We start from the raw sequence: 16,129 nt of genomic DNA, 5'->3' as shown, positions 1-16,129 counted from the left end.
CGGGGTCGGTCGTGGTGGTCGGCCCGCCCCCGGCGGGCCTTCGGTGATCAGCGCGCGCTGTGGATCTGCTCGCGCTGGGGCTTGCGTCGAAGGCCCTTGTCACGGGTCAGCTCGCGTACGCGCGCCTGATAGGCGCGCACGCGCGCGCCCGCGGCCCTGCGCGCGTCGTCGTCCATGGCCGTGGCCTGGCGGCGCTTCCACGCGCGGATCTGGCGCTCGTAGTACCTCTGCTGCTGGGTGTCCTCGTACGTCGCGCCGCCGGGGTGCGGCAGGCTCTGCGGGCGGGTGGTCGCCCCGGGCAGGAAGGCGCTCACCGAGTGGCGGCAGTTCGGGTGGAACAGGCCGGCCGCACGCGCTGCCGCGAGGGAGCCGGCCACGTGCACGGTGACGGTCTCACCGTCGCGGGTCGCATGAGGCAGGGTCAGGGTCTGCGGCCCGGGATGGTGCTCGTCCAGGGTCAGCACCTTCCCCTCCCACGGGCGACACAGCGGGCATTCCAGCGGCGCATCCGAGACGATGACCAACCGTTGGCCCATCGCCCGCAGCCGGTCCGTGTGACCCTGCACCGCGGCCCGGCCGGTGGCCGCACGGACAGCCATCTCGGCATAGCTGGCCATCTCCCAGGACCGGCCAGCCCTGTCCGTGAATCCGGGCACTCCGCGCGCCGCGAGCTGGTCGAGGGCGCGCTGGGCGGCCTGGCGCCGGGTCTGCGTGCCGAGCAAGACACCGCCCGAGACGCGGGCGACGATCTGCCGGTAGGCGTCCGGGACCGCGCGCAGGATCCGCCGGTACACGGGCTGTTGCTCGTCCACGGCGGCGTCCGCGAGGCGGTCGACGGCGTGGGCGTTGGGCAGGTCCCGGAGGGCTGCCGCGCGCTGGCCCTCCGGGAGCATGAGGTCGGCGACCGCCGCGCGGTCGCCGCGGCGGTAGGCCTCGCCGATCGCGGCTCGGATCGCGCCGTCCGCATCCCGGCGTAGGGCCTCCGTGGTCTGGGCGACGGCCGCCCGCAGGTCGCCGAGCGCCCGCAGCTTGCGTTCGGCCCAGTTCGGCAGGCCGATGCCCTCGGCCAGGAGCCGGGCGAGCCGCTCCAGCAAGCCGGCTTCGGCGTCCTGGTAGATCCGACCGACCTCGCGGGCGAGGTCTTCGCCGTCGGCTGGGGAGACAGGCATGGCCGCCTCCCGGATCAGGCCGTGACGTCGGGCGGTTCGAGGCCGGCGCCGCCTTCGCCGATGGCGGCCGGGTCGGCAAGCGGGGCCCGGTCGGTCTCGGCGATGATCCGTGCGACCTCGGCGCCCACTTGGTCGTCGTCCCAGTCGGTGTGGGCCATGCGGACCTTGATCTCGGTTGAGACGGCGCCTGCCTGATCCAACAGGTTGATCGTTTCGGCGGCGACCTTCGGGTCTTCCTGCACCGAGTCCTGGAACTCGACCCGGGGCCGCTCGACCACCAGCCCAGGGACGCTGAACAGCGGGCCTGACATCACAGCCAGCCACGCGGCAGTGATGTCGGCGATGGCCGGTGCCTGGTACAGGGCTTTGCGGGCGCGGGTGGTCATGGACCGTCCCTGCCGGGCCCGGATCTCGGTGGCGGTCACCGCGGTGCCGTCACCGACCGCGCCGAAGCTGGCTGCGCTGTAGCCGGCCTGGCGGACGGCCTGCTCGACCAGGGACTGCGCAGTCTCGCGGTGTTCGGCCACGCGGATCGCGAACTGCGAGACGGTGATGCCGCCGTCGTTGGTGGGCGGGATGTTCAGCCCGTCGTAGACCTCGCGGTCCAGGTCTGCGGAGACGCCGTTGCCGACGCCGTTGCTGGTGAGGTACTGGCCGGACAGGGTGATGCGTCCCTTGCCGAGCCGCAGGTCCCTCATCCACGACGACCACGTCTCGTCGAGGGCGTCCATGATGCCCTCGATGCCCTGGTAGTCGGACTGGCCGAGGTAGGCGGCAGAGGGGATGTGCCGCCAGCCGCGGGCAGGCCGGACGTTGGGAGCGTACGACGCGGTGAGATGACCCGGGGCGCCAGTCTCGATGACCGGCTGGAGGTCCTTGGTGTCGTCCTGGGCGCTGAGCGGCATCTGCTTGCCGAGCCGATCGCGGCTGCCCTTGTACAGGCCGTGGAGGATCACGCCCCGCTCGTGCCGTTCCAGGTGCCGCCAGTACGTTTCACTGTCGAGGCAGACGACCCGCCAGAACGTGACGGCGAGGAGCTGGCCGTAGCGGAACTCGGGCCAGGCACCGTCCGCGGCAACGGTCGTGATCCACGGCCGGTCGCTGACCGTGGTGTCCCAGGACACCCGGTAGTAGGTGCCGCCGAGGGCCGCGCCGACCTCGCCGCCCTCCAGCAGGGTCGGGTAGAGGCTGGTGGCCATCAGGGTCTCGATCTGGTCCTGGGTGTCTCCGCCGGCCTCCGCGGTGATGCGGGGAGGCTCGGAGAACAGCAGGTCACTGGAGGTGCGGGCAATGTCACCAGCGAGCGGGACGTGCACCTTGGTGCGCTTCTCGCCGAGGGCGGTCGGCTGCCCCCACCACCAGCGGGCGAACCGGCCGACCACACCGCCGCGCAACTGGCTGGGCCGGTTCTGGTAGCCCTTCTCGCCGCGGAGCCGGTACCGCTCGACGAGCCGGTCCGGGTCGGAGGAGTACCAGGCGTCCCAGTCGGCCATCGACTCCTGAACGGCGGGGTCGGTGGGGGGCCATGCCATGTCACCGGTGGGCAACGGCATTCGGCACCTCCTGCCCGGGTGGCGGGGTCCAACCCAACGCGACCAGCGATGCGGCGGTGTTCGGCGGGACGGAGATCGACATCTGCCCGTCCACCTCGATCTCGTGCAAGGCGAGGGCGACGACCATGGTGGGGACTTCCTGCACGTGCCCGCGGATCTCACACGCGACGACGCCCCGCAGTTCGGTGCCGTCCACGGTGATGGTGCCGCGGCCGGGCCGGAGTGCGACATGTGCGGTGCGGCGGGTGGTCATGCTGCTGCCTCCAGGTTGGTGTGGATGAGGCCGCGCCACTCGTGTGCCGTGGAGTGCAGTCCGTACCTGAGGGCGTCCAAGCTGTGGTCGTTGGCCTTGATCGGCTTGTCCTCGCCGGCCGCCGCGGCCTTGTCGTCCCAGGCGTAAGCCGGCAGTTCGTCCAGCAGCCCAGTGCAGGAGCGGTGCACACGGAGCCGGCCAGAGCCGATCGCAACACCGACGCTGCGGATCCCGTCGAGGACGTCGTTGTTGGCCTTCGCCACGCCGAGCACGCCGTCAGCCCACAGCTGAGTCATGAAGCTGGCAGCAGAGGGGTCAACGAACAGCCACTCCGGCTGAGCCTCGCGTTCACGCAGCCACTGCTGCACGGCCTGGCTGTACTGGGCGTCGGTCAGCTGGCGGTGCGCGAGTCGCGAGTCGTGCCGGTACTCGGACGCGACGTACAGGCGCCGGTCCGTGCCCATGCCGAGCAGCAGCCCGGCGAAGGGGTTGGCGGTGCCGTAGTCGATGCCGACGGCCAACCAGCGGGTCATGTGCGGCAGGAGGTCGACCACCATGGTGTCCGGCTGCCACATGTCGTAGATGGCGCCCTCGGCCTGCACCCACTGGCCGAGGATGTTCCGCTTGTAGAACAGCCCCTGGTAGGTGGCCTTGAGGGCGGCGACGTACTCGGGGTCGAGGAACGGGTTGTCGTCGAGGGTGAAGTGCCAGCTCCGAAGCCGGGTCTCGGCTGGCCGGAGCAAGTACTCCTTGCGGAACCAGTGCGACGGGTTGTCCGGGTTGGTGGTGCAGAAGATCTGAGCGCCCTTGACCGAGCAGCGGGCAACGAGCTGGTCGAAGAACGCCCGCGGGAGGGTGGTGGCCTCGTCCACGTAGGCGCCGGCGCAGGTCATGCCGCGGACTTTCGGCTCGGCCTGGGCGTCGTTGGCGCCGAGGACGTGCACGAGGCGGCCCATGATGACAGCGGTCGCGGCCCCGTTGGTGTAGTGGACCTGTTTGGCCAGAGCCCCGAACAGGTCCGGGTTGGTCAGGACCGCGAAGACGTTGCGGTTGATCGAGTCGCGGGTGCGGCCGACCATGACCAGTTCGCCACCGCGCGGGGCGTTGGCTACGTAGCCGAGCCACCGCAGCAGCGAGGCGACGGTCTTCCCGGACCGAACCGACCCCTCCCAGGCGTTAATCCGGTGCTGCGACTCGACGACGGACGCGATCTGTTTCCGCGAGAGCGGTAGGTCATGGCGCATCACCCGCCCCCTCGCTGCAGGCCTCCTCCTGCTGCTCGCGGTAGACCTCTGCCAGGCCAGCCATGAGCTGGCCGACCATGCTGCGGGCCGCATCGGCGCCGGAGTCGTCGCGGATCGGTTCGAGCTTCAGCGACCGGTCGAGGGCCATGCCGGCGGTCGCCATGAGCGCCTTCTTGTCGGCGGCAGGGGCCTCGTCGAGGACGTGTTCGGAGTAGCTGTTAGTGGGGCCGCCGAACGCGTAGACGACGGTGGGCTGCCACATCTGGGCGCGGAGGTTTTCGGCGTCGGCCTGGAGCTGTTCTGCGAGGGCGATGCGGCGGGCGGCGAGGTCCTGACGGCGGGCCTCGGTAGCGACGGCGACCTCGGGCCCGCGAACGAAGGACAGTCCCATCTCGCGGGCGAGCCGGGAGACGAGGTTGGCCGAGCGGCCGGTCGCACGCATGATCTCGTTCCGGCCAAGCCCCTGGGCGTGCAGGCGGCGGACGTTGTCGTAGTCCTCGTCGGTGGTCTGGATGTCGTATCGCCGGGCCACGGTCACCTCCTGCAGTTCGGTGCGGAAGGGACGGCGGGGGCCGGTGCTACGCGGCCGCCTGTCCGACCTGCCAGCCGGGGCGCCGGCCGCCGCGGGCGGGCCGGTTGGCGCCGTGCTGCCAGGTGTGGTGCTCGGCGAGGGCGGCGGTGGGCAGGTGGTAGAGGTGCGGGCCGCCGGGTATGGGCAGAGCTTCGATCAGGCCGAGCATCACCCAGCGCTTCACCGTGGACTCGCTGACGCCGAATGCGGTGGCGGTGCCAGCCCGGTCGGCGAGGTCGGCCGGGTTGATCTGGTCGAGCGGCGGGTTCGGGTAGACGGCCACGGCACCTCCCCGGGAAGCGCGAAGGCCCCGCACGGATTCGCTGCGGGGCCTTCGGGGCGTTTCTGGGCAGGGGCTACCTGCTGGAGCCGAGGTTACGACGGACGGCGATCATGCGCAAGCGGCAAGCTAGGGAGCGTCACGGGGCGTGAAGATGATGGTGTAGGAGCTGCCGGGGAACCCCCACCGCTCGGGGTCGTTGCCGTCGATGTCGCGCAGCACAACGTCCACCAGGAAGAGCTCGCCCAGACGGTGAGTCGTCAGCTCACCGGATGCCCAGAGCGCTTCGATGCGGTTCCAGTCGCCGCCGAAGCCGATGCCGACGCGGAAGGGGTTGCGTCCGTTCAGGCCGCGTTCGACGAGTCGCTCGGCTTGGACTAGGTGTTCTGACTCGTGAGGTTGGGGACGCGGCTGGCGGGTGGCTTGCCTGCGAGTGCTGTGTGTCCGCGGTGGTGATTGTAGGTGTGGAGCCAGGCGGGGTAGGCGTCGCGGCGTTCCTGTTCGGTGCGGTAGGGCCTGGCGTAGGCCCATTCGTCGAGCAGGGTGCGGTTGAAGCGTTCGACCTTGCCGTTGGTCTGGGGCCGGTAGGGCCGGGTTCGCTTGTGCGTGATGCCTTCGGCCGCGAGGGCATCGCGCCAGGTCCGGGAGCGATAGCAGGAGCCGTTGTCGGTCAGCACGCGCTGGACGGCGATCCCGGCCCGGGCGAAGAACTCGCTTGCCCGGGCCCAGAAGGCGGTGGCGGTCTCCTTGCGCTCGTCGGGCAGGATCTCGCTGTAGGCCAGGCGGGAGTGGTCGTCCACGGCGTTGTGGAGGTAGCTGTAGCCCGCGCCGGAACGGGTCTTGCGGCCGGCCTCACGGCCCAGGATCTTGTGGCCGCCGCCGTCGGGGATGTTGCCGAGCTTCTTGATGTCGACGTGGACCAACTCGCCCGGTGCGGCGCGTTCGTAGCGCCGCACCGGGCGAGCGGTCGCGCGGTCCAGGTGGGCCAGGCGGGCGAGCCGGTAGCGGGTCAGCACGCGGTGCACGGTCGCTGGGTTGAGCCGCAGCAGGTAGGCGATGCGGGCCGGGCCCCAGCGGCGCAGGACGCGGACCTTGATGATCCGCCGCTCGGTGCGCGACGGGGTCCGCCGGGGGCTGCGGTGCGGGCGGCTGGAGAGGTCGCTCATACCGGCCTCGCCCAGCGCCCGGTAGCGGTCCGCCCAGCGCTTGGCCGTGGTGGGCGAGACCTGGAAGCGCTCGGCGGCCCGCCGCAACGGCCAGCCGTCGTCGACCACGCAGCGGGCCAGGCGCAGGCGTCCGGTCTCGGTCAGCGGTGCGTTACGGTGTGGCATGAGGGCCTTTCTGGCTGAGGTGCAGATGTCGCAATCCACACCGAGCCAGAAGGCCCTCACTCATTTCAAGATCACCACGCCGTGAGCCCTGTCACCAACCTCCGTGGTCAGTACAACTAGGCCGTTGACCTGGAAGACCCCGGTCCGAGCGGCGGCTGGGAATGACATCTCGGGTGCAGCAATCTGGTGAAGGCAGCTGAGAAGGGCCTCGCCCACGCTGGTGCCGGTCCCGGTGCGCTGTTCGTGGTCCACGGCAGGCATCCTCTCGCGCAAACGCCCGCCCCGTCACTCGAACGGGGCGGGCGGGGCGGGCGGGTTGGTCACTGGCTGGGCGTGGGCTGCGGGTCCGGCTGGGTCCAGACGTAGCTGCGGCCGGCGCCGCGCTCAACGACCTGCGGCTCGGGCAGGGGTTCGGGCTGCTGGGGCTGGGCGGTGCCGTTGCTGTACGCCATGATGGCGGTCTCCTCTGCTGCTGTTGTGGTGGGTGGAGGGCCCGGGGCGGCCGGCTTGCTGGCAGGCTGTGCGGCCGCCCCGGGGCGAGGTCAGCGGTTGGCGGTGCGGACCCGGGAGGCCTCGATGGTGGCTCCGGGGTACTGGTCCCGGGCGGCGGCCTCGACTCCGGACAGGAGCTGGTCGCCGGTGACTCCGGCGGGGCCCACGCCGTCGGCCTGCACGGTGACCTTCTCGCCGGAGGCCGTGCGGATGTCGACCTGGGCCTCGTAGCGCTGGGTGTCGGGCATGTTCTTCTCCTTGGTCGAGGTGCGGTCAGCGGCTGGCGCTGGGGTTGGTGTGCATCGGTTGGTCGGCGCAGTCCTCGGCCCAGCACTGGTGGGTGTGGCAGGTGCGGCGGTCGTCGCCGTGCATGCCGGCGTCCTCGGCGGCGTCGTCCTCGGCGAGGGCGGCGGCGAGTTCCTCCATCGGGTTCTCCCTGGGGTCAGCGGTCGGCGGGGTGGCACTGGTGGCCGGGCTCGGCCCACCAGCCGCACAGCGGGCAGATGGTGGCGGCGAAGGTGCGGAAGAGCCGGCTCATCAGGCGCCGCCGACGGGCAGCGCGCGGCACGTCTCGGCGTGGCTCTGGGCCGACTCGCGGGCGACAGGCAGAATCCTCGCGACGCGTTCGGCCGTCTCCTCCTCGGTGTCGTCGACGTAGCTGTCGGTGGCGAGCTCGTGAGCCCAGGTGCAACCCCGGCAGACGAGGCGGAGGCGTCCGCGTGCGTGAACCTCGTCGATGATGTCGACGGTGAGCTCGGCGTCCGAGATGCCGGAGCCGGCGGTGGTCAGGTAGCGGGCGATGACGGTTTCGGTGGTGCTCTGCATTGCGGTCTCCGTTGATAGTGGCGGGGCGAGGGTGGCGATGAGGCGGCGCGTGGTCAGGTCTCCGGGTAGGTGTGGCCGGTGGGCGGATAGGTGCCGTCGTAGCGGCCAGCCAGGCCCTCGGTGAGGGCGCCTTCGACGACGTCGACGAACTCGCAAGGCAGGTCGGCCGCGTCGCGGATGTTGGCGAGCAGGGTGTCGGTGCGGCTGTCGTCGGTGGCGCGGGGGTCGCTCACTGCACGGTCCCTTCGCGCTGGCGGCGCATCTCGGCCTTGATGTCGTCCTCGGTGGCGCCGAGGGCCATGGCGTCGTCCATGGCGCGGAGGGCGATGTGCGGGTCGGTGAGGCAGGCGGGTCCGCCGTGGGCGAGGACCTCGCGGGCGGCTTCGGTGATCGCTTCGGTCTTGTTCATGGCAGTCCTCTCGTTGCTACTGCTGGCAGGTGTTGGCGTGGTTGGCGGCCTCGCGCTGGACGAGGTGGATGCCGGTGTCACGCTGGGGCCAGGTCTCGTAGGTGAAGACGGCGGGCTCGGAGGAGGCGCCGCAGGGGCAGCGCCAGCTGATGGCGGAGTTGCCGGTCCGGTCGTCGTCGACGCTTTCGACGGTGACGGCGTCGTGGGTGCTGATGGTCTCGGTGGTGATCACGAGGCGTTCTCCCAGTGGATGATCGATCTGGCGGGGTTGGCCGGGTCGGCCGTGGTCACGAACCCCTTCTCGGGCCCCTTCTCGGAGTGTTGTTGGTGTTGTTGTTGGCCGTGTTGACCTGCGACAACAACACCGGAGAGGGGCCCGGGGGAGGGGGCGGGGAGTGGGGGTAGGTCACGCCGGTAGATGCCGGTGCTGGACCCGCGGCCCTTCACGCGGACCGCGGTGACCGTGACGCCGGCCGCCGCGCACAGGTCCCGGACGGGGCCGGTGGCGGTCGGGTCGCCGCTCATCTCGGCGGCTACCTGGGCGAGGTGGATGCGGTCCCCGGGGTGAGGCATCAGGCGGTGGAGCATGGTCAGGAACTCGGCCGCTTGTTCGGGCTTGGCGGCGGGTTCCTCGCCCGTCTCCGGGCTGTCCCCGGCTGCCTCTGGAGCGTCTTCGGCAGACGTCTCGGTGGCGGTGTCGGGTGGCTTGCCGGCTCGCCAGGCAGCCCAGCACCAGGCTCCTGCGGCGGCGACCGGGAGGAGCGGCTGCTGGTGTGCGGCGTCGAGCAGGCCGGGGGCGCCCTTCCAGAGGACCAGTCCCCCGCCGAGCTTCACCCAGAGGTTTGCGTCTGCCGCGCGGCGGCCGAGGCGGCGGGCCACCTCGGCCGACCCGTCGTACAGCCGCCCGGCTGCCCGTCGCTGGATCGTCACCGGGTGACCGTGCCGCCGCCGGTGCCGACACCGGTCTGCGTGATGGTGGTGCCGGTCTGGTCGGCGGTCGTCTTGACCTGGTTGAACAGCGAGCCGATGATCCCGCTGCCGCCGTAGAGACAGATGGTCATGACGACGGCCCAGATCAGCGTCTTCTTCTCGCTGTCGCCGAGCTTGCCGCTCTTCCAGCGGGTGATGAGGACGGCGGCGATGACGATGCCGATGATGAGGGCGCCGCCCTGGGGGCCGGAGACCTCCAGGCCGGGTGCCTTCTCGGGGGCGGCGAGCTGGTACTGGGCGGCGGTGTCGATGGCGGTGGCGAGGTAGTTCATGGTCTGGGCCTTTCAGCTGAAGAGGTAGGGGAGGAGGAGCAGGACGGCGATGGCGAGGCCGAGGATTCGGAGGAGCCGGGCGACGGCCTGGCCCACCCGCTTGGGGGTGAGGATCAGAAGGAGCAGTACGGCGAGCGGCCACAGGAGCGGGCCGAGCTGGTAGGGGGGCACTGTCAGCTCCGGAGGAGGAGGGGCAGGGCGGCGGTGATGAGAGCTGCCCAGAGGGCGGCGATGCCGGCAAGGCGGAGCGTCTGGCGGATCGGGTGGTCGACCGCGCGGTAGAGGCCGGCGAAGGCGAGTGCGGCGGGGATCGCCCACCAGAGCACGGCGGTCACGGGTAGAACCCGGTGCCGGATGAGCGCTCCGTGCGCTGCTGGTTGGCCGCGGCGTCAACCTCCGCCTTGGCCTCTGCCTTGCGGGCGCGGGAGAGGGCGGCCCGGACGTACGCCGTGTCAGTGGCCATGCCTTGCAGTGCGAGGCGCTGGACGATGGTCTTCGCGTCGGCGTCGAGGCCGCCGAGGTGGCGGGCCATGGTGGCGATCGCTCCAGCGAGTGACATGCCGTTGACCTGGGGCGCATCACCGCGCATCGCCTGGGCGGGGTCGAGGGCGGGGTGCTCGTCGGTGGCCGGCGGCTGGGGTACGCGGTCGAGGCGGACGGTGGGCACGGCGGCCCGTTCGAGCAGCAGCCCGACCTGCGCGGCGGTGAGGGTGACCTGGTAGGTGGCCAGGATGTCGGCGATCTCGGCGTCGTCGGCGTTCGGGTTGGCAGCGGCGACGCGCTGAACGGCGGCGGCCGGACCGATCTCGGCGAACTCGGCGGCGATGACGTCCTCGATGTTGCGGGCGGGGGGCAGCGATGCGGGCTGATGCGCGGGTGATGCGCCGCTGGTCACGTGGTCGACAGCGCGCTGCTGGAGCGCGCCGGCGGCCTGCTGCGGAGCGAGGATCCATCCCCACAATCCGTAGGCGGGCAGTCGCATGGGGGACTCGCCTCGGGCGGCGCGGGCCTCGGCCCGGATGGCGGACCAGGACAGGGCGGAGAGGATGAGTAGGCCGACTGCAGGGGTCGAGAACATGATCTCTGCGGGGTGGCCGCCGTGGATGATGCGTGCGTGCTGGACGTTGAGGCTGATGCTGACGCCGGCCATGCTCAGGGTGGCGAGCCCGGCGGCGGCGGCGGAGCGTCCGGCCTTGACGGCCTCGGTGGCCTGGTAGAGGCAGCCGAGGCCGATGCCGTCGAACACTGCGACGGCGAAGAGGGCGAGGAAGGCGGGGACGCCGTAGTGCCTGGCGACGACGTAGAGGGACCAGCCGGCCATGGCGGCGGCGGCCGGGCGGACGATGGCCATGGCGGCGTGCCAGGCGATGCGTGTGGGGTGGATGGCGAAGGGCCAGTCGAAACGGCCGGGCGGCGCACTCCCCTGCGGGTGTGCGGCGTGGGTACGCTGCTGCATGGTCCTGTCCTCGGCTTCGCGGTTGGAGGGTTGGACTGGCCCCGGCCATGTGGCGTTCGCGCGCCGGCCGGGGCCTTCTTGTTGCCACAGCACTGTCAGTGCCGCATTGCTCACACTGTAGGGGTCCCCTACAGTGATGGCAAGCGGCCCACCGAGAGAAGGGGCCGAAGTGGGCGAAGAGGAGGTGCAGCAGGTGACCGACGCCCTCGAAGCGGTCGAGCGAATCCCGGACCTGGAGGAGCGGGTCCGTACCAAGAGTCGAATCATGGCGGACCAGGTACGGCGCAACCGGGCATGGGCGCAGGAGCGCAAGGAGTTGATCGAACGGCTACACGACGAGGGCGAGTCTTACCGCGCGATCGCAGACCGCCTAGGGATCAAGCTGAGCACCGTTCAGGACGTCTTCCGGGGCTATACCGGGTCAGGCACCACCCGACCGAAGAAGGCTGCAGAGCCACCGCAGGCCTGACGCATCGCCACGCATCGCGGCCCCGCCCGGCGTCTCGGGCGGGGCCGTCGCACGTCCCTGACCTGCGGCGCATCACTGCCGCATCACAGGCGTATCACGCCTTCTTACCTGACCGGCGGCAGGTGTTGCAGGTGAAGCCGAGGGGCGGCTGATCGCGACAGAAGTCGCAGTCGGGTGCTGGTGGCGGAGGGGACGGAGGTGTGTACGGGTGCACGGGACAGCGGCGCTCCCGCTTGAACATGTCCCTCTCGGACACACGTTCAACGGTGGAGCCCGGATACATCTTCTCCATCTGGCTGCTGATGAGCTGCATGGCCTCGGCAAGCGGCCAGCCGGACCAGTCGAGAATGCCAGAGACGCACCCGCAGGGCCGGTTAACGGTGAAGGCGTGGCTCGGCTCTCGGTTCTCGGCCCGCCACGCCATTACGCCACCTTCGCAAGCTCGGCGAGCACTCGCTCTGCACGGTCGGCGTACTCGTCGGCGGTGAGGACGGCGAGGCAGTCGGGGGCGCTGCACTCGCACATGCCGTCGGGGCGGATGGTGGCGGTCATCAGCTTGCAGCGGGCGCAGACGTGCCGGCGGGCGGGCCCGGTGGTGAAGGGCGTGCCGCTGACCCGGTTGAGGTGGCCGTGGAGTCGGCCGATCTCGTCGGCGAGGTCCCGGGCGTACTGGCGGGTGGCGGCCCAGTCGAGGTGCAGCAGCAGCACCTTCACGGCGCGGCTCGCGGTGCGCTCCCAGTCGTGGCCGGCGGGACGGACCCAGCCGGTCCAGTCGTTGGCGCGCTGCCGGTCGTCAAGGACGGTGCGGGCCCAGCCGGCGAGCAGGTCGAGGCCGGGCGTCTGGTCCTGGTCGCCGTGGTCGTCGCGGACGGTGCTGGCCGCGGTGGGGCCGACGAGGGAGAGCACGTCGACCCGGCACGGCAGGGGTGCGGTGCGGGTGGCACCGGAGACGCGGGCCCCGCGCCGGCCGGAGCCGGGCAGCAGGGCGAGGTGCGCAAGGGTGATCAGCTCGGGCAGCTGGGCGAGCTGGATGCGGAGGCGGTCGAGGTGCAGGGCGGGGAGCATGTCCGGTCTCCTGTTGCTGGTGGGGCGGTATGGTGATCGGACTGGTGGGGCGTCCCTGGCTGGCAGGCTGAAGGGGGCGCCCCGTTGCTGTGCTCGGGGTCAGCGGTGCTTGGGCTTGCGGGCTGCGGCTCGGGCGATCAGCCAGAACGGCACAGCCAGAAAGGTCAGGGGCCAGCAGACAGCCGCAAGCGCGCCGCCCATAACCGCCAGGAAGGCGTCCGTGTCCCTGTCGTGTCTGGCGAGCAGGTAGGTGGCAACGGCCCACACGATGAGGGCGATGGCGATGTAGCCGACGACGTACCCGGTCGGCACGTTGCTGGAGGGCCCGTGGTGGGCGGGCTGGGGAACGATGATCACTCCGGCCTTCGGCACGGTGGTCTCCTCAGGGCTGGTAGGTGGCGATGTCGGGGAACGGGGAGGCGGTGCCGGCGGTCTCGCGCCAGACCGGCCAGGGACGGCGCCACCACGGCGGGTAGGCGGGGACGTCGTCGAGGTCGAGGCAGCCGTCGAGGAACTGCCGCCGCTCCTCGTCGGTGGCGGTGTCCCACCAGGTGTCGAAGTCCTCGATCACGGCCGGGCCGCGGTCGTCGTGCTGGTGGTGGCCCCGTCGAGGACGGCGAGGACGCGGGCGCAGACGTCGCGGGTGGCGTCGTCGTCCTCGTCGTGGCTGCCGTACACCTCGGCGACGAGGCGCTCGCACTCGGCCCGTGCGGCGGCGATGCGGGCCTCGGCCTGCTCGGCGCGGCAGGCCGTCTCGACGTACATCGCGTCGGCCTGCTCCAGCTCCTCGCGCAGGCACCAGCGGGCGACGAGCTGGGTCGGGGACGTGCCGATAGCGGCGTCGACCTGGGCGCGCAGGCCAGCGGGCAGCGTCTCGGCGAGGCGCATCACACGAGTCAGGGCGTCCTCGGTGGACTGCAGGTTGGCGGTCAGCTCGGCAACGCGGGCCTCGGCGGCGAAGCGGGCAATGTCTGCCTCGCTGCGACGGGCGTGGACTCGACGTAGGGCGGCCTGGTGGCCGCGCAGGGTGATCCACGGGCCGCTGCCGAGGCGCTGGTCTCGGTCGGCCGCGATGGCCCGGTAGAGCGCGTTCCACGATGCGGCCCGGCGGCGGGCGGACTGCCAGGCGGCCCGGTAGCGGTCGGCGCGGCGGCCCTGCTGGCGCCAGAGCTGCAGCTCGTCCTCGGCGGCGCGGAGGTCGGCGATGGCCCGGTCACGCTGCCGGATGAGGTCTTGGGTGTAGGCGCTGGGGTTCATGCGGCGCTCCTGACTGGGCCGAGGTGCAACTGGCCGGTGCGGTGGGCTCTGACGATGGCGTGGGGGTTGTGGCGGGCGCGGAGCTTGCGGCGGATGCAGGAGAGCCGGCTGGATACGGCGTCGTAGCCGATGCCGAGTTCGGCGGCGATCTCGGCGATGGACTGGCCGTCGGCGAGGAGGGCGAGGACGTTGACCTCGTCGGGGTTGAGCGGGTCGTCGGGGTGGGCTCGGACGGTCATGGCTGCGGCTCCTCGGGGGTGGTGGGCAGTTGGGTGCCGCGGACGGGGGAGAAGCGGGTGGTGGCCCCGTAGCGGGCCCAGAGGATGGCGGGCTGGGTGTCGGTGGCGGGGGTGATGCCGATGTCGTCGGGCTGGTCGGACGTGGGGGTCCTCGGGGCGGTGACGATGCGGTACAGCCAGCAGCAGGCGACGGCCCCGCAGACGGCCAGGGCGACGACGAGGGCGTTCATGTGCGTCTCCGGGGGTGGAGGGCGTAGAGGGTGGCTGCCAGGCCGGCGCCGTAGAGGGCGCCGGCCGCGAGCAACAGGTGTGGGGTGGTCACCCGGTGGGGCCGTCCTGGCCGAGCACCGCGCGGGCCACCGCCAGGGCGGGCTCGTCAGCGGGGACGTCCTGTCCCGTGAGGGCCTCGGCGGCCTGGTCGAGCATGCGGGCCATGGCGAGGCCGGTGGCGGGGCCGAGCAGCGCGAGGTAGGCGTTCACGGCCTCCAGCTGCTTGGCCCACGTCTCGATGAGTACGGTCGGCGTGGTGGTGTCGTCGACGACGACGGGGCTGTTGCTGCGGAGGGTGTTGCCGAGCGTCCAGGTGGTGCGGCCGTCGTGGATGGCGGCTGTGGCTGCGGCTCGGAGGTGCTGGGCTGCGGTGGTGAGCAGGTCGGCGGGCTGGTCGGGCATCGGGTGCTCCTCGGGGTGGGGCCGGCCGCCCGGGCATGGGCGGCCGGCGGGGCGGGGGTCAGCGGGCGACTACCTGCCAACCGAAGGGCAGGTCGTGGCCGGGCCGGTCGGGGTCGGGCGTGAACGCGGCCTGGTAGCGCAGGAGGTAGCCGCCCGGGGGCCGGACCCCGGCGCCGTGGATGGAGGGCCCGGCATCGACCTCCTGGATGAAGTTGACGCCGAGCCGGTCGGCGAGCTGGCCGAGGGGCATGAGGCCCCAGTCCTCCAGCTGTTGGAGGGCGTTCGCGAGGGCCTGCCAGAGGCCGTGCTCGATGGCATCGGCCGTGATCTGGTTAGCGGGCTGGTCGGTCACGGTGGCTCCTCTGGGATGGGCCTGTCGCCGGGTGACGGCAGGCCGGGGCGGGCGGGTCAGGTGCGGTTCGGGACCTCGACGATCGAGCGGTAGGCCTTGGACCAGCGCCGGCCGAGGCCGCGGCCTCGGAGCTGCCAGACGCGGGTGTCGTCAAAGCCCGGCTCCTCTTGCCACTCGGTCTCGTAGCCGTCGGGCATGTACTGCGTGTGCTGGTCGACGACGGCCTTCTGTGCGCTGTTGAGGTCGGTGTAGGCGGAGGTGGGGTGCTCGCCGCTCATGGCGACGTAGGTGTGGTCCACGACGGTGGTGTCCTTCGGGTTGGGCTCGGCCGGGGTGGCCGGCCGGGCTGACGGGCGTCAAGGGGGTGTCAGCGGTGGCCGGCGGTCCAGCAGTCGGGGCAGATGTCCCGGCCGCCGGGTCGCTGCCGCCAGCCGTGCGGCCGGGTGTAGGCCCGGACGTCGACGGCGCGGCTGGTGCCGAACGGGGTGCTGGTCTCGGCGCTGCACTTCAGGTCGCTGTCGCAGCGGATGACGACGATGCGGTGGGCGCTCACGCGGCGGCACCGGCGGGTGCGAGCTGGGCGTCGAGGTGGTCGGCGAGCTACTGGCCGATGTGCTCGGTGTAGGCCGGGGGGATGGCCTGGTTGAGCTCGTCCTTGGTCATCCAGTCGATGCCCATGGCGTCCGCCGCGGCGGCCTTGCTGCTGTTGCCGCCGCCGGTGACGGAGACGAACGCGGTCCACTCGTCGAGCCGGCCGTAGTGCCGCTTGCGCTTGTCGCGGGTGTAGACGAGCGGGTGTTCGGGGTGGTGGCCGGGTGCCATGAGCTGGATGTTCGACTCGAACAGGCGGTGGCGGATGACGCGGAGGCCGGGGAACTGGGTGCCGCAGAGAACGAGCGGGTCGATGAGCGGGGCGCCTTCGACGTTCTCGATCACCCACGGGAGGCCGGTGGCCTGGAGGAGGGCGCGGGTCTCGGGGATGAAGTCCTCGTACTCGCGGCCGGTGCGGTGGGCGAGGTCGCTGTGGGCCCAGCAGGGCGGGGAGGCGGTGACGGCGTCGAAGTTGGCAGCGATCCACGCGGGGGCGAGGTCCCGGAGGTCGGCCTGGATGAACTCGTAGGGGTAGCGGGGCTGGGGTTCGCGGTTGACGCCGGTGACGGTGAACCCGGCGGCCGCGTAGCCGGCGGAGGCTCCTCCGGCCTTGCAGCAGATGTCGAGCAGGCGCATGAT

31 protein-coding genes are annotated in these 16,129 nt (G+C 71.7%); 1 reads left to right on the top strand and 30 read right to left on the bottom strand.

Annotated elements, in window-relative coordinates; all coding sequences use genetic code 11:
- Nucleotides 1-47 precede the first annotated feature (47 nt).
- From RMN57_RS13210 to RMN57_RS13120, 19 genes are all read right to left on the bottom strand, one after another.
- Nucleotides 48-1,169, bottom strand: coding sequence for a phage minor capsid protein (locus RMN57_RS13210; RefSeq protein ID WP_313763605.1), 1,122 nt, complete (start codon nucleotides 1,167-1,169; stop codon nucleotides 48-50).
- A 14-nt stretch (nucleotides 1,170-1,183) separates the two neighbouring features.
- Nucleotides 1,184-2,722 carry a capsid protein gene (locus tag RMN57_RS13205; RefSeq protein ID WP_313763604.1) on the bottom strand — a complete coding sequence of 513 codons (1,539 nt, stop codon included), beginning with the start codon at nucleotides 2,720-2,722 and terminating at the stop codon, nucleotides 1,184-1,186.
- The gene (locus RMN57_RS13200; RefSeq protein WP_313763603.1) at nucleotides 2,703-2,975 is read right to left on the bottom strand and encodes a hypothetical protein; all 273 of its coding nucleotides are present in this window, start codon (nucleotides 2,973-2,975) and stop codon (nucleotides 2,703-2,705) included. Before RMN57_RS13200 ends, RMN57_RS13205 begins: the two co-directional genes overlap by 20 nt.
- A complete protein-coding gene (locus RMN57_RS13195; protein WP_313763602.1) occupies nucleotides 2,972-4,219 on the bottom strand; it encodes a PBSX family phage terminase large subunit in 1,248 nt (415 codons plus the stop codon). Before RMN57_RS13195 ends, RMN57_RS13200 begins: the two co-directional genes overlap by 4 nt.
- Nucleotides 4,209-4,751 (bottom strand): hypothetical protein, encoded by a 543-nt coding sequence (locus tag RMN57_RS13190; RefSeq protein ID WP_313763601.1) that lies wholly within the window; start codon nucleotides 4,749-4,751, stop codon nucleotides 4,209-4,211. Before RMN57_RS13190 ends, RMN57_RS13195 begins: the two co-directional genes overlap by 11 nt.
- A gap of 46 nt (nucleotides 4,752-4,797) precedes the next feature.
- Nucleotides 4,798-5,073, bottom strand: coding sequence for a hypothetical protein (locus RMN57_RS13185; RefSeq protein WP_313763600.1), 276 nt, complete (start codon nucleotides 5,071-5,073; stop codon nucleotides 4,798-4,800).
- Between the two features lie 374 nt (nucleotides 5,074-5,447).
- Entirely contained in the window at nucleotides 5,448-6,401 is a 954-nt protein-coding gene (locus tag RMN57_RS13180) for an IS481 family transposase (protein ID WP_313761509.1), read from the bottom strand.
- Between the two features lie 320 nt (nucleotides 6,402-6,721).
- Nucleotides 6,722-6,853: a hypothetical protein gene (locus tag RMN57_RS13175; RefSeq protein ID WP_313763599.1), complete on the bottom strand. Its 132-nt coding sequence runs from the start codon at nucleotides 6,851-6,853 to the stop codon at nucleotides 6,722-6,724.
- Between the two features lie 90 nt (nucleotides 6,854-6,943).
- Entirely contained in the window at nucleotides 6,944-7,141 is a 198-nt protein-coding gene (locus RMN57_RS13170; protein ID WP_313763598.1) for a hypothetical protein, read from the bottom strand.
- Nucleotides 7,142-7,166: 25 nt separating this feature from the next.
- The gene (locus RMN57_RS13165) at nucleotides 7,167-7,319 is read right to left on the bottom strand and encodes a hypothetical protein (RefSeq protein WP_313763597.1); all 153 of its coding nucleotides are present in this window, start codon (nucleotides 7,317-7,319) and stop codon (nucleotides 7,167-7,169) included.
- Nucleotides 7,320-7,430: 111 nt separating this feature from the next.
- Nucleotides 7,431-7,718: a hypothetical protein gene (locus tag RMN57_RS13160; protein WP_313763596.1), complete on the bottom strand. Its 288-nt coding sequence runs from the start codon at nucleotides 7,716-7,718 to the stop codon at nucleotides 7,431-7,433.
- A 53-nt stretch (nucleotides 7,719-7,771) separates the two neighbouring features.
- Nucleotides 7,772-7,951 carry a hypothetical protein gene (locus RMN57_RS13155; protein WP_313763595.1) on the bottom strand — a complete coding sequence of 60 codons (180 nt, stop codon included), beginning with the start codon at nucleotides 7,949-7,951 and terminating at the stop codon, nucleotides 7,772-7,774.
- Nucleotides 7,948-8,127, bottom strand: a complete 180-nt coding sequence (locus tag RMN57_RS13150; RefSeq protein ID WP_313763594.1) for a hypothetical protein — start codon at nucleotides 8,125-8,127, stop codon at nucleotides 7,948-7,950. The genes RMN57_RS13155 and RMN57_RS13150 overlap by 4 nt, the downstream gene beginning before the upstream one ends.
- A gap of 16 nt (nucleotides 8,128-8,143) precedes the next feature.
- Nucleotides 8,144-8,359, bottom strand: a complete 216-nt coding sequence (locus tag RMN57_RS13145; protein WP_313763593.1) for a hypothetical protein — start codon at nucleotides 8,357-8,359, stop codon at nucleotides 8,144-8,146.
- Nucleotides 8,356-9,057 carry a hypothetical protein gene (locus RMN57_RS13140; protein WP_313763592.1) on the bottom strand — a complete coding sequence of 234 codons (702 nt, stop codon included), beginning with the start codon at nucleotides 9,055-9,057 and terminating at the stop codon, nucleotides 8,356-8,358. Before RMN57_RS13140 ends, RMN57_RS13145 begins: the two co-directional genes overlap by 4 nt.
- The gene (locus RMN57_RS13135) at nucleotides 9,054-9,389 is read right to left on the bottom strand and encodes a hypothetical protein (RefSeq protein ID WP_313763591.1); all 336 of its coding nucleotides are present in this window, start codon (nucleotides 9,387-9,389) and stop codon (nucleotides 9,054-9,056) included. Before RMN57_RS13135 ends, RMN57_RS13140 begins: the two co-directional genes overlap by 4 nt.
- 12 nt (nucleotides 9,390-9,401) lie before the next feature.
- Nucleotides 9,402-9,560, bottom strand: a complete 159-nt coding sequence (locus RMN57_RS13130; protein WP_313763590.1) for a hypothetical protein — start codon at nucleotides 9,558-9,560, stop codon at nucleotides 9,402-9,404.
- Nucleotides 9,561-9,562: 2 nt separating this feature from the next.
- A complete protein-coding gene (locus RMN57_RS13125) occupies nucleotides 9,563-9,724 on the bottom strand; it encodes a hypothetical protein (RefSeq protein WP_313763589.1) in 162 nt (53 codons plus the stop codon).
- Nucleotides 9,721-10,845 carry a hypothetical protein gene (locus RMN57_RS13120; protein WP_313763588.1) on the bottom strand — a complete coding sequence of 375 codons (1,125 nt, stop codon included), beginning with the start codon at nucleotides 10,843-10,845 and terminating at the stop codon, nucleotides 9,721-9,723. The genes RMN57_RS13125 and RMN57_RS13120 overlap by 4 nt, the downstream gene beginning before the upstream one ends.
- 169 nt (nucleotides 10,846-11,014) lie before the next feature.
- Here RMN57_RS13120 and RMN57_RS13115 point away from each other — a divergent pair, with 169 nt between their 5' ends.
- Nucleotides 11,015-11,314: a helix-turn-helix domain-containing protein gene (locus RMN57_RS13115; protein WP_313763587.1), complete on the top strand. Its 300-nt coding sequence runs from the start codon at nucleotides 11,015-11,017 to the stop codon at nucleotides 11,312-11,314.
- A gap of 423 nt (nucleotides 11,315-11,737) precedes the next feature.
- On the opposite strand, the gene RMN57_RS13110 is transcribed toward RMN57_RS13115, so the two are convergent.
- From RMN57_RS13110 to RMN57_RS13060, 11 genes are all read right to left on the bottom strand, one after another.
- Nucleotides 11,738-12,379 (bottom strand): hypothetical protein, encoded by a 642-nt coding sequence (locus RMN57_RS13110; RefSeq protein ID WP_313763586.1) that lies wholly within the window; start codon nucleotides 12,377-12,379, stop codon nucleotides 11,738-11,740.
- Nucleotides 12,380-12,478: 99 nt separating this feature from the next.
- Nucleotides 12,479-12,751, bottom strand: coding sequence for a hypothetical protein (locus RMN57_RS13105; RefSeq protein WP_313763585.1), 273 nt, complete (start codon nucleotides 12,749-12,751; stop codon nucleotides 12,479-12,481).
- 10 nt (nucleotides 12,752-12,761) lie between these two features.
- Nucleotides 12,762-12,950: a hypothetical protein gene (locus tag RMN57_RS13100; protein WP_313763584.1), complete on the bottom strand. Its 189-nt coding sequence runs from the start codon at nucleotides 12,948-12,950 to the stop codon at nucleotides 12,762-12,764.
- On the bottom strand, nucleotides 12,947-13,636 hold the full coding sequence (locus RMN57_RS13095) for a hypothetical protein (protein WP_313763583.1): 690 nt from the start codon (nucleotides 13,634-13,636) through the stop codon (nucleotides 12,947-12,949). The genes RMN57_RS13100 and RMN57_RS13095 overlap by 4 nt, the downstream gene beginning before the upstream one ends.
- Nucleotides 13,633-13,875, bottom strand: coding sequence for a helix-turn-helix transcriptional regulator (locus tag RMN57_RS13090; protein ID WP_313763582.1), 243 nt, complete (start codon nucleotides 13,873-13,875; stop codon nucleotides 13,633-13,635). The genes RMN57_RS13095 and RMN57_RS13090 overlap by 4 nt, the downstream gene beginning before the upstream one ends.
- Nucleotides 13,872-14,105, bottom strand: coding sequence for a hypothetical protein (locus RMN57_RS13085; protein WP_313763581.1), 234 nt, complete (start codon nucleotides 14,103-14,105; stop codon nucleotides 13,872-13,874). Before RMN57_RS13085 ends, RMN57_RS13090 begins: the two co-directional genes overlap by 4 nt.
- Nucleotides 14,106-14,193: 88 nt before the next feature.
- Nucleotides 14,194-14,547: a hypothetical protein gene (locus RMN57_RS13080; protein ID WP_313763580.1), complete on the bottom strand. Its 354-nt coding sequence runs from the start codon at nucleotides 14,545-14,547 to the stop codon at nucleotides 14,194-14,196.
- 58 nt (nucleotides 14,548-14,605) lie between these two features.
- Nucleotides 14,606-14,899, bottom strand: coding sequence for a hypothetical protein (locus RMN57_RS13075; RefSeq protein ID WP_313763579.1), 294 nt, complete (start codon nucleotides 14,897-14,899; stop codon nucleotides 14,606-14,608).
- Nucleotides 14,900-14,955: 56 nt separating this feature from the next.
- Nucleotides 14,956-15,198, bottom strand: coding sequence for a hypothetical protein (locus RMN57_RS13070; RefSeq protein WP_313763578.1), 243 nt, complete (start codon nucleotides 15,196-15,198; stop codon nucleotides 14,956-14,958).
- Between the two features lie 68 nt (nucleotides 15,199-15,266).
- Nucleotides 15,267-15,452, bottom strand: coding sequence for a hypothetical protein (locus tag RMN57_RS13065; RefSeq protein ID WP_313763577.1), 186 nt, complete (start codon nucleotides 15,450-15,452; stop codon nucleotides 15,267-15,269).
- A 47-nt stretch (nucleotides 15,453-15,499) separates the two neighbouring features.
- On the bottom strand, nucleotides 15,500-16,126 hold the full coding sequence (locus RMN57_RS13060; protein ID WP_313763576.1) for an SAM-dependent methyltransferase: 627 nt from the start codon (nucleotides 16,124-16,126) through the stop codon (nucleotides 15,500-15,502).
- Between the last annotated feature and the right edge of the window lie 3 nt (nucleotides 16,127-16,129).

Source organism: Kitasatospora sp. CM 4170 (genome assembly GCF_032110285.1).
Taxonomy (GTDB): Bacteria; Actinomycetota; Actinomycetes; order Streptomycetales; family Streptomycetaceae; genus Kitasatospora; species Kitasatospora aburaviensis.
The sequence above is the reverse complement of the archived record's forward strand: the minus strand, read 5'-3'. Positions and strand labels throughout refer to the sequence as shown.